The sequence below is a fragment of the Agathobaculum sp. genome (assembly GCF_022775115.1).
Lineage (GTDB): Bacteria > Bacillota > Clostridia > Oscillospirales > Butyricicoccaceae > Agathobaculum.
In genome coordinates this window covers 23,518-34,937 of the sequence record NZ_JALFLA010000069.1, presented here as the reverse complement: position 1 = coordinate 34,937, position 11,420 = coordinate 23,518, and the positions used below count along the sequence as shown (strand labels likewise).

Annotated in this window: 10 protein-coding genes; 3 read left to right on the top strand and 7 right to left on the bottom strand. The window is 61.1% G+C overall.

Going from position 1 to position 11,420, the window contains the following annotated elements; all coding sequences use genetic code 11:
- The 7 genes from MR935_RS08485 to MR935_RS08455 form a co-directional block, all read right to left on the bottom strand.
- The coding region (locus MR935_RS08485; RefSeq protein WP_442863030.1) for a hypothetical protein at window positions 1-1,000 on the bottom strand (1,000 nt) is incomplete at its 3' end.
- Window positions 981-1,517 carry a hypothetical protein gene (locus tag MR935_RS08480; RefSeq protein ID WP_290572724.1) on the bottom strand — a complete coding sequence of 179 codons (537 nt, stop codon included), beginning with the start codon at window positions 1,515-1,517 and terminating at the stop codon, window positions 981-983. The genes MR935_RS08485 and MR935_RS08480, both read right to left, overlap by 20 nt.
- A 297-nt stretch (window positions 1,518-1,814) precedes the next feature.
- Entirely contained in the window at window positions 1,815-2,588 is a 774-nt protein-coding gene (locus MR935_RS08475; RefSeq protein ID WP_290572722.1) for a response regulator, read from the bottom strand.
- Complete coding sequence (locus MR935_RS08470; RefSeq protein WP_290572726.1) at window positions 2,566-3,204, bottom strand: sensor histidine kinase; 639 nt, start codon at window positions 3,202-3,204, stop codon at window positions 2,566-2,568. Before MR935_RS08470 ends, MR935_RS08475 begins: the two co-directional genes overlap by 23 nt.
- Window positions 3,205-3,583: 379 nt before the next feature.
- Entirely contained in the window at window positions 3,584-4,390 is an 807-nt protein-coding gene (locus MR935_RS08465) for a hypothetical protein (protein ID WP_290572720.1), read from the bottom strand.
- Between the two features lie 62 nt (window positions 4,391-4,452).
- A complete protein-coding gene (locus MR935_RS08460) occupies window positions 4,453-5,862 on the bottom strand; it encodes a sodium-dependent transporter (RefSeq protein WP_290572718.1) in 1,410 nt (469 codons plus the stop codon).
- Between the two features lie 138 nt (window positions 5,863-6,000).
- Window positions 6,001-7,284, bottom strand: coding sequence for an adenylosuccinate synthase (locus tag MR935_RS08455; RefSeq protein WP_290572716.1), 1,284 nt, complete (start codon window positions 7,282-7,284; stop codon window positions 6,001-6,003).
- A gap of 167 nt (window positions 7,285-7,451) precedes the next feature.
- Here MR935_RS08455 and MR935_RS08450 point away from each other — a divergent pair, with 167 nt between their 5' ends.
- From MR935_RS08450 to MR935_RS08440, 3 genes are all read left to right on the top strand, one after another.
- Window positions 7,452-8,609, top strand: coding sequence for a cysteine desulfurase family protein (locus tag MR935_RS08450; RefSeq protein ID WP_290572714.1), 1,158 nt, complete (start codon window positions 7,452-7,454; stop codon window positions 8,607-8,609).
- Window positions 8,610-8,618: 9 nt separating this feature from the next.
- A complete protein-coding gene (thiI, locus tag MR935_RS08445) occupies window positions 8,619-9,788 on the top strand; it encodes a tRNA uracil 4-sulfurtransferase ThiI (RefSeq protein WP_290572712.1) in 1,170 nt (389 codons plus the stop codon).
- A 129-nt stretch (window positions 9,789-9,917) separates the two neighbouring features.
- Window positions 9,918-11,147, top strand: a complete 1,230-nt coding sequence (locus MR935_RS08440; protein WP_290572710.1) for a competence/damage-inducible protein A — start codon at window positions 9,918-9,920, stop codon at window positions 11,145-11,147.
- Window positions 11,148-11,420: the final 273 nt, after the last annotated feature.

Sequence of the window (11,420 nt, the reverse complement as noted above, 5' to 3'; positions counted from 1 at the left end):
AGCTCATACTCTTGTCGTAAATGTACGTAGCGGTTGCGCGCGTCTTGCCGGTGGCGTATATCTTGCCACCGTAGGTGGTGATATTGCTTCCGCTTCCATCGCCGATACCACTGTCATTTCCATAAGCATAGAACTCGCCGTCATAAATCGTAATGCCATTCGACGTGCCATTGCTGCCCCTGCTTGCCACCTCGTTGCCGCGGGCAGTCAGCTTGCCGTTAAACATAAAAATATAAGGCTGGATACCGACGCTCGATGTCATCCACCACTTCGTCGAGTGCAGTCCCTTACCACCGCTGGCATTGACTGTCGGCCCATCTACGATTAACTGGGCGTCAAGCGTTTTGGACATTGAGATGCCGTAGGAAATAGTGCTATACATACTACCATTGTCATCGCTGATGATATCATTGCCGGTGACGTTGAGCGTGCCCGAACCGGTCAGAAGCAGATACTTACCACCCTGCAAACCGGCAACTCGCGGAACAGCGGTACCGGTCACAATGACACGACCACCTGTGATTATGCTCTCAGTGCCCGCAGGCAGGTCAATGCAGAAACCGGGATACTTATCGCCCGGCACCTTGATGCCATACGGGTCTACGGTGTCCACCAGAATATTATCGAGGGTCAGGCAGTCGGTCTGCCAGTCAGTCGGTCTGCCGTTCTCTGTGATGGTGACTTGCTTGTTGCGCTCGAGCGTATAGCCGTCGCCGCTATCCGGCGGCGTGAAGGCCGCGCCGTCGGTGAAGTCCATCGTGCGGGTGTAGACGGTCTTGCCGTCCTTCGTATAGTGGGCGTAGTAGGTATTGCCGAGCGTAAAGCTGCCGTTCGCCTTTGTACCCCAGCCGTTGGGCTGGTCGTACCAGCTTTCAAAGGTGTAGTCCTTATAGGTGGGGTCTTGCGGCGCATCGACCGACTTTACCACAGGCTCACCATTGCTCGGGTCAAAAGTGGCTCTGCTTGTATCGACCAGAACCTCACTTTTGGGCGCCGACATAGTAATCGCAGTTTTCCCAGATGCCGTCCGTGCCCGCGCCAATGCCGCTGTCTCCCCACCCGGTATTGTAATGTCTCGGGCCAATGACGATATGCCAATCCTGCTCATTAATCACCTGCGAAAGGGTTTTTGTCTTCCCCTTCTGATCCATGGCATCAGCCGCCCATGTGAGCGTGATTTGACCTGTTTTATCCGTACTGTCAGCGGCGAAATAGTACGCACAATTGCGATAAGAATACGGATGGGCATTATTGGCATCCGTAAGCTTATTCGTAGCGCTGTTGACTGCCGGCTTGCTGGACATCAGACAGAGCAGCCAGCCCCTCATATCCAAATTATTGTCGCTGACGGTAAACGTCGCTGTAATCGAACTGTCGGCGTTGAGCTTAAACCCGTCGCCGGAGCCGATGTTATAGTCTGCCGCACCTGCTGTCACGAAAACAGTGGGCAGCAGTCCCGCCACCATGCACAGCGCCAGCAGCAGGGACAATAGCCTGTCGGTTATTTTGCGTATCATTGTTGATCTCCCCCTCATTTTCTTGGATTGGTTATCAATGGCGCTCCTACGCACCCTGCCCCGCGGCGGGCCGGTCTGCCTTGCCGCACACCATATGCTCATACCAGCTCTCACCTCCATCGCCAGGATATGTATAGTTGCATTATAAAACACCAGCCGTGACAAAAGCGTTACAAATAACCCGTATAGCAATACAAATAACCCGTATACTGGAAAAATTATAAAATTATTTTGCGCTGCGAAAAAAAGCGGTCTGACAAACGTCAAACCGCCCTTTCCGTTTTTCTTTATGTAGCTTTATTGCTGCCAAAGCAGGCCGCAGGTATCCTCCGCCCAGCTGTAGCCGGCCATATATTCGCCGTGAAATTCCGGCTTGCCGCTTTTGAGAAACCGATAATAATCGCAGTCGATCCGCTCGGTATCCAGCGCGTAGCTATGTCCGTTTTGCTGCAAAACGGCTTCCGCGCCGGCCTCCTTCAGTGCGCTGCGCAGGTCGGCAAAAAGCTGGTGCAGATAGTTCAGATGCTTGTTGTCGCTGCCGTCGTCCGCCCATATTCTGGCACAGATCTGCTTGGCCGTTATCCCGGCGCCGTTGCGGTCGACCAGCACGGCCAGCAGCTCCTTGGACTTGGAGCGCTTGAAGCTCAGCAGCCTGCCCCCGGCGCGCACCTCAAAATTGCCGAAGCATTTGACGGCCAGCAGCTTTTTCCTATCCCGCTCACCCTTGATATGGTCGATTTCCTTTTGCACAGCCTCGGCCGTGATCGGCTTGAGCAGATAGCCCGCAACATGCATCTGCATGGCATCCAGCGCATACTCCGTATAGCCGGTGCAAAAGATGATCTTACAGTCCGGCTGTATTTCCGTGATCTTCTGCGCCAGCGCAATGCCGCCCATACCGCGCATACTGATATCCAAAAACGCAATATCCACCGGGTTGTCCATCGCCCACGCGAGTGCGGCCGAGCAGGTGGTAAACGCCGATACCGCCTCAATATCCGGCGAGGCCGTGACCGCCGCCGTCAGCGTGGTCAGCATGGGGCGCTCATCATCCGCTGTGATGGCGACCATGCTCCTCCCCCCTTTCCTTTGGTATCGTAATGGTTGCCGCCGTACCCTTGCCGGGCGCGCTCTTGATCGTCAGCGTACCGCCGCACATGACCTCGACCCGCCGGCGGATATTGCGGATGCCGACATGCCTGCGCTCGTTTTGCGGCAGGCTCGTGTCAAAGCCTACGCCGTCATCCGCCACGCATACGCAGTACGCCTTTTCCGTTTCATAGGCGGAAACAGTGACCGTGCCACCGGTTTCCAGCCCGGAAATGCCATGCTTGATGGCGTTTTCCACCAGCGGCTGCACGGACAGCGCGGGCAGCATAAAGTCATCGGTTTGCAGCGCAAAGCGTATCTCCATATCGGGAAAGCGGATGTGCTCGATCTCGGCATAGTGGCGGGTATGCTCGATCTCCCGCGACAGGCTGATGGGCGCGGGATTGTCCATCTCGCTGAGGTTGCCGCGCAGATACAGCGAGAAATTGCGCACCAGCCGGCAGGCAGTATCCGGCTCCTCGCGGCAAAGCTGCTCGATCGTGCCAAGGGTGTTGTAAATAAAGTGGGGCTGGATCTGGCTCAGCGCGAGGGCTGCCTTGCTGCCCTCCAACTCCCGTTCCAGCCTTTCCGTCCGCATGGACGCCTGATGGTCGATGATGATGCGCTTGACCGCCCTTGCGACAGCGCACACAAACAGCAGCGCAAACACGGCCTTGGTGCAGCTGCCGCTGGAGTAGATGCTTCTGCCTACGCCCGCGATATCCAGCAGCACCGCGCCCGACAGCAGCACGCCGGCCAGCAGCATCCTGCGGTTTTCGGCCGCGCCCCGACACAGCTCCAAAATGGAGCAGGCCATCAACAGCGGGCAGAGCAGCACCTGCACGGCCGCCCAGTAAACGCCTGTGTCATAGATGACCGTCACGCCGGTGAAGGACACCGCGACCAGCACGCAGTCGACCAGCGCGGAGAGCAGCATGGCCGCTCCGACGGCCTTGCGCCGCTTGCCGGTCAGCACGTCACGGGTGCACATGCCCATGCAGTAAACAGCCAGCATCATGCAAAGCTGCCGCCCGTAGGTGTTGAACACCACCAGCTCGCTGAGGAAGGAGATACCCACACTGTCCAGTATCACGAAGCCGCCCATAAACAGCGCAAGCAGGCCGTATTTGCCGATTGCGCCGTCCATCAGGATGCGCAGCACGCCCGAGGCCAGCGCCGCGCCCAGCAGCATCAGCGCGACGATGATAAACAGCGCCCGCGATTTGAAACGGCATACTATACGGCCGCAGATAGGCCTCCAAAATATACGGTGTATTGGGCGAATTGTACAGCGTGTTCAGAAAATCCCGGTAAGCGCTGGCATTGCCGTGGCTGTGCGGGTCGTGCAGGTGTATCTCGACCGTATCCTCTGTGGTGATACCCGGTGAGAAGAGGAAGCTCCAGCCGCTGCCGCACATCGAGGGCTGAAGCGCCCAGCCTTCTCTGGCAAACTCCGATACTGTGTCCCCCTGCAAAAGCGTGCCGTTGCGGTAAAAGGTCACGCCGATGTGGTTTTGATAATAGTAAAGCCGCCCGCCCTCTCCGATATCGTAGCTGAAATGCCCCCGCAATATCAGGTCGCCGTCCAGCGCGGAAAGCTCGGTATCACTGCGCAGCGGATGCCATGTTATCCCATTGCGGCTGTACTCCCCCAAAAATCGCTGCTGGATGGGGAAGGACAGAACCGCCTGCTCGTTGCGCACTACGACAACAAGCAGGCAGACCACGGACAGCAAAATAAGCAGGAGACTCCCCAGCCAGCTGTAATTTACTTTCTGTTTCATGACGAGACTCCCTTTCTGTATGACAGCTATGCCGCCGCGCAGGGACTTGGGCCGCGTCCGTCTCAGCCGATGCCGCCGTACACCGCGCCGGCCACGAGAGCGAGCAGCGCCAGCACGCAGTAAACATACTTGCCCAGCGGGTAGAACCAGCCGCCGAGCGGCCTTTTCGCGCCCTCGCGCACCGCATCCAGCGCGGTCTCCTTGTCCAGCACCCAGAAGAACATGACGCCGGCCAGCAGCGCGCCCAGCGGACAGATGTAAATGGACACCAAATCCATCCACTGAGACGTCCACGGCTGGATCAGAATGGAAACGATGCCGCCCGCCGCGCCGATGGCCGTCACCGCGGCGATGCGGCGCAGCCCGCACTTTTCCTGCAAAAAGGCAACGGGCGCTTCATACAGGTTGACGATCGACGACACGCCCGCAAACAGCACGCAAATGAAGAACACCATGCCGACGATCCGCCCGCCGGGCATACCGTTGAACACATTGACCAGATAAACGAACATCAGGCCGGGGCCGCCGCTGACCTCGTTGATGCCCTCGCCCAGCATGACCGCCATCGAGGGAAGAATGACGAGCGCCGCGAGCAAGGCCGCCAGCGTGTCAAACACGGCGACGTTGCGTGCCGAGCCGGGGATGTCCTCCTCCTTGGACAGATAAGAGCCGTAGATGACCGAGCCGTTGCCCGCAACCGACAGCGAGAAGAAAGCCTGCCCGAAGGCGTATATCCATACCTCGGGCCGCGCCAGACCGGCTGGCCGCAGCGTGAAAATATACCGGTAGCCCGCGGCAGCGCCGTCCAGCGTGAAAATGTAAACGCCAAGCCCGATGAACAGCACAAACAGCACGGGCATCATGATCTTGTTCGCCCGCTCGATACCGCCGGCCACGCCCATGCCCATGATGCCCAGCGACACCACCAGCGCCACCAGCTGCCACAGCGCATTGCCCACGCCGACGAGGCCGCCGTCGACCATCATGCGCAGCGCCCCGCCCAGTGTCTCGGCCTCGGGCGCGGTCGCGCCGAACGCGCCGCCGATGCCGGCCATGTCTGTGCCGAGCGCAAACAGGCTGCCGCTGATGCCCATAAAGCAATATTTGAATATCCACCCCAGCACGACCGTATAGCCGATCGCCAGCATCATCGAGCCGATGATAGGCAGCGCGCCGATCGTCTCGCCCGCGCGCCTGCTGCCGCGCGTCGCTGTACATTTGCCGAACGCGCCCACAGGCCCCGCCCCGGCCCAGCGTCCGAGGGAGAACTCCTCGATCACGCCCGACGCACCAATCAGCGCGACGAACAGAAAATACGGCAGGAGGAAGGTCAGCCCGCCGAACTGATGCACCATGATCGGAAAGCGCCAGATATTGCCCATGCCCACCGCCGAGCCGATGCAGGCCAGAATAAAGCCCCATCTGCTTTTGAAATTGTCGCGGCTATGCCGCGTATGCGTTTGATGACTCATGCCGAAGCACCCCTTTTTTCTTCAGAATATGTCTGTGCGCCAAACTATGACCATGCGCGCCGCATAAAGAAAACGAGTGAAAAATGTCTCTTTTCCACTCGTTTTCTCACGATCGCTGTTTTGCACCGCGCTTTGCATTTACGCCAGTGTGATCACCTGATCGCGCGCCGGGCCGACGCCCAGCATGGTGATCTTGCAGCCGATGATGCGCGCAAGCTGGCGGATATAGTCCTGCACGGCCGCGGGCAGCTCGTCCCACGAGCGGCAGCCTGTGATATCCTCGGTAAAGCCGTCGAACTCCTCATAAACCGGCTCGCAGCCCTCCAGCTCCATAAAGTTGGCCGGAAGCTCGGTTACGGTCTGGCCGTTTTTCAGCCGGTAGGCCACGCACACCTTGAGCTTGGGCAGGCCGCGCAGCGGGTCGATCTTATTGATGACCACATCGGTCAGTCCGTTGACGCGCACCGCGTAGCGCGCGACCACCGCGTCAAACCAGCCCGTTCTGCGCGCGCGGCCGGTAACTGTGCCGAACTCGCCGCCGGCCTTGCGGATGTAATCGCCGGTCTCGTCGAACAGCTCGGTCGGGAACGGCCCCTCGCCGACGCGGGTGGTGTAGCTTTTGAAGATGCCGATGACCTGGCTGATCGCGGTCGGGCCGACGCCCGAGCCGATGCAGCAGCCGCCCGCCACCGGATGAGACGAGGTGACATATGGGTAAGTACCCATGTCCAGATCGAGCAGCGTGCCCTGCGCGCCCTCGAACAGCACCTCCTTGCCCTGCTGAACGGCCTCGTAGGTCATCACGCTCGTGTCGCGCACCATCGAGCGCAGCCGGTCGGCGTAGACCCGGTATTCCGCGATGACCGCGTCCGCGTCGATCGGCTCCGCGCCGTACACGCCGGTGATAACACGGTTTTTGCGGGCGCAGGCCTCGCGCATGACGCTCTCAAACCGCACCTCGTCAACAAAATCATGCATACGGATGCCGCTGCGCTCGGCCTTGTCCATGTAGGTCGGGCCGATACCCTTTTTGGTCGTGCCGATGGCCGTACCCTGTTCGGCCTTTTCGGCCTCGCTCAGCGCGTCGAGCGCCAGATGCCACGGCAGGATGCAGTGGGCGCGCGCGTCGATGAACAGCTTATCGCACGAGATGCCCTTGGCGGTCAGCCCGTCGATCTCGCGCAACACATTGCGCGGGTCGACGACTACGCCCGGGCCGATGATGTTGACGCAGTTCGGATACAGGATGCCCGAGGGGATGAGCTGGAGCTTATATTGCTCCCCGCCCGCAACAACGGTATGCCCGGCGTTGTTGCCGCCTTGGCTGCGCACGACAAGATCGGCTCCCTCAGCGAAAATATCAATAAACTTGCCCTTGCCTTCGTCGCCCCACTGGGCGCCAAGAATCACTTTACACGGCATAGTGTTCCATTCCTTTCTGTAAAACGGACGCGCTCCGGCACGCCATACGTCTCAAGTATAGCATAGCCGTCTGGGAGATTCAATGCCGAATTACACGGTTTCATCTTGTAAAAGCGGGCGCTGCGTTGTAAAATAAGGGCGTATCGAATAAAGGAGAGAAGATCATCGTGCATTATCTGGATAACGCCGCCACCGCCCGCGTGCTGCCCGAGGCGGCCGAGGCCGCCGTGCGGGCGATGTGTGAGGGTTACGGCAACCCCTCCTCGCTGCACCAAATGGGGCGCGCGGCCGCGCGGCTTTTGGAGGACTGCCGCCAAACGGTCGCGACGGCGATGGGCTGTCTGCCCGAGGAGACCTGCTTTACCTCCTGCGGCACGGAAAGCGCCAACATCGCCCTGCGCGGCGCGGCGCACCTGCACCGCCACAAAAAGGGGCATATCATCACGACTGCCATCGAGCACGCGGCCACGCTTGAGACGGTCAAAGCGCTCGAGCAGCAGGGCTTTCGCGTCACCCGGCTTGCGCCGGACGGACACGGCCACATCACAGCCGACACACTGGCCGGCGCGCTGACCGAGGACACCGTGCTGCTGTCCTGCCAGCTGGTCAACAACGAGCTGGGCACGGTACAGCCGGTGGCCGCGCTGGGCGCGCTGCTCAAGGAGCGCTGCCCCGGTGCGCTATTCCACATCGACGCGGTACAGGGGCTTGCCCGCCTGCGGCTGACGCCCGCCCAGTGGCGCTGCGACCTGATGAGCGTATCCGGCCACAAGATCGGCGCACCCAAGGGCGTGGGCGCGCTGTATATCAAAAAAGGGCTGCGCCTGCCGCCCCTGACGACCGGCGGCGGGCAGGAGCGCGCCATCCGTCCCGGCACCGAGCCGCTGCCCGCGATCGCGGCTTTTGCCAAGGCGTGCGAGATACGCATGGCGCATTTGGACGCGGACAACGCCCATGTGCAGGCGCTGGCGGCGTATCTGCGCGAGCGGGCGGCAGCCGCGCTGCCCTATTCCGGCTTTTCCGTACCCGGCGATGTGCCGCATATACAGAGCATCGTCGTGGACGGCTGCAAGAGCGAGGTCATGCTGCGCATCCTGTCCGACGAGGGCGTGTGCGTGTCGGCCGGTTCGGCCTGCTCCAAGGGCAGGCAGAGCGCCGTGCTGACGGCCATCGGCCTGCCGCGCGCGCAGAGCGACTGCACGCTGCGCGTGTCCTTCTGCCCGGAAAACACAAGGGAGGACGTGGACGCCTTTGTCGCCGCTGTGCAGAAGGGCGCGGCCATGCTGCGCCCTTCCCGCCCGCTTCAACACCACAGAGCTGAATAAGGAGACGCTATGAAAGAAGTATTGCTGCTCAAATGCGGCGAGATCGTGCTCAAGGGGCTGAATCGCAAGGCCTTTGAGGATCGGCTGCTCAAAAACCTGTCCCGCCGGATGAAGCATGTAGCGGACTGCCCCATCTCCATGCGGCAGTCGGTCGTTTACGTTGAAGTGCCCGAGGGTGCCGATGCCGACGCGGTGATGGACTGCGCCGCGCACATTTTCGGCTTTGCCACCATCTCGCGCGCTGCCGTCTGCCCGGAAAAGACGCTAGACAGCGTCATCAAGACCGCACAGCGCTACCTTGCGCCGCGCTTTGCGCGCGCAGCTACCTTCAAGGTCGAGACCAAGCGCGGGGACAAGCAGTTCCCCCTGACCTCGACCGAGATCAGCCAGCAGGTCGGCGGCGCGCTGGCCGACCTGTTCCCGGCCGTGCGCGCGGACATGCACCACCCCGACCTGACCGTGCACGTTGAGATACGCGAAAAATACGCCTTTGTCCACGCCGGCCCCGAGCCGGGCGCGGGCGGTATGCCCACCGGCTCGAACGGCCGCGCCGCGCTGCTGCTGTCCGGCGGCATCGATTCGCCCGTTGCGGGCTGGATGATGGCCAAGCGCGGCCTTGAGCTGGTCGGCGTACACTTTTTCAGCTATCCCTACACCTCCGAGCAAGCCAAGGAAAAGGTGCTCACGCTCGGCCGCCAGCTGACCCGCTGGTGCGGCCGCATGAGCGTCATGGTCGTGCCGTTCACCAAAATACAGGAGCAGATCCGCGCCCAGTGCCACGAGGAGCTGTTTACGCTCATCATGCGCCGCTTTATGATGCGCATTGCCGAGCGGGTGGCCGTCGAGCACGGCTGCGGCGCGCTCATCACGGGCGAATCGCTCGGTCAGGTCGCCAGCCAGACCATGCCTGCCATGGCGGTCACCGGCGCGGTATGCGAGCTGCCGGTCTTCCGCCCCTGCATCGGCATGGACAAGGAGGAGATCGTACGCATCGCCCGCCGGATCGACACGTTTGAAACCTCCATCCTGCCGTATGAGGACTGCTGCACAGTCTTTACCCCCAAGCACCCCAACACCCGGCCCAAGCTGCCCAAGATCGTCGAGGCCGAGAGCCGCCTTGCCGTCGACGCACTGGTCGACGAGGCGGTAAACGGCATCGAAGTGATACACCTGCCCTAAGCCTCTAAAAAAGGGGACACCGTCCCCTCGATGGAAAGCGCGGCGCGCCCTCCGCTGCAATTGCACCGCGTGCACGCGGCTTCGCGGGGGGCGTTCCCCCTTGTTGATAACACGAAAGAAGGAATACCGATGAACGCAGAACTCATCGCCGTCGGCACGGAGATCCTGCTGGGCGATATCGTCAACACCGACGCGCAGCTCATCTCACAAGGGCTGAGCGAGCTTGGCATCAACGTGTTTTACCAAACCGTCGTGGGCGACAATCCGGCGCGCCTGCGTCAGGTGATCGAGACCGCGCGCAGCCGCGCGGACATCGTCATCACCACCGGCGGCCTTGGGCCGACGCTGGACGATCTGACCAAGGAGACCCTTGCCGCCGTTTTCGGCAAAACACTCACGCTGCACCAGCCCTCGCTTGACCGCATCCGGCAATTTTTTGACCAGATCGGCCGCGAGATGACCCACAACAACGAAAAACAGGCCTATTTGCCCGAGGGCTGCACAGTATTTGTCAACCAATGGGGCACCGCGCCCGGCTGCGCGTTTGAGGCCGACGGCACGCATGTGCTCATGCTGCCCGGCCCGCCGCGCGAGTGCGAGCCGATGTGGCAGCAGTGCGCCATGCCCTATCTCTATCCCCTCGCGGGCGGCTGCATCGCTTCGCGCCGGGTGCGCGTGTTCGGACTGGGCGAGAGCGCCATGGAGGAGCGCCTGCACGACATGATGGCCGAAATGACCAACCCGACCATCGCGCCCTATGCCAAAACCGGCGAGTGCTATGCCCGCATAACGGCCAAGGCCGATACCCCTGCGCAGTGCGAGGCGCTGCTCGACCCGGTCGTCGGCAAGGTGCGCGCCCTCCTTGGTGATGACGTGTATGGTGTGGACGTCGATTCGCTCGAGCAGGTCGTGGGCGAGGGGCTGCGCGCGCGCGGCCTGACGCTGGCCGTGGCCGAAAGCTGCACGGGCGGCCTGCTGTCCAAGCGCATCACCGACATCCCCGGCTGCTCGGATTATTATCTGGGCGGCGTGTGCGCCTACGCAAACGAGGTCAAAATCCGCCTGCTGGGCATCAGCCCGCAGACGCTGGAAACTGACGGCGCGGTCAGCCCGGCGGTGGCCGAGCAGATGGCCGAGGGCGTGGCGCGCGCGCTCGGCGCGGATGTGGGCGTGGGCATCACGGGCGTGGCCGGGCCGGGCGGCGGCACGGCGGACAAGCCGGTCGGGCTGGTGTACCTGAGCGTCTGGTGCGGCGGCCAGCATTTCACCCACAAGCTGCGCGGCGCAAATGGACGCGACCGCGTGCGCACGCAGGCGGCCTCGTCTGCGCTCGACCTCATCCGGCGCAATCTGCTCTGAGCAGGCAAAACAGCATATATCGTCCATAATACCTGCCGTATCACCGTCAAAGCATGGTAAAATCACCGAAAAACTGCACAAAGCGACCGACACAGCGTGTCCTGTGTACCGCTGCGCACCGCCGCCTTTTGGCAAATTGCGACAGGTTATGTGTAAACCCAACAAAATTCCCCTCAGAAAAGTCTGGTAATTAAGTAAAATTGCTGGACTTTTTTTCCGGTTTGATGTATACTATACCCGTACTAAAGTGAATGCTTCTGCTTAAAAACCATG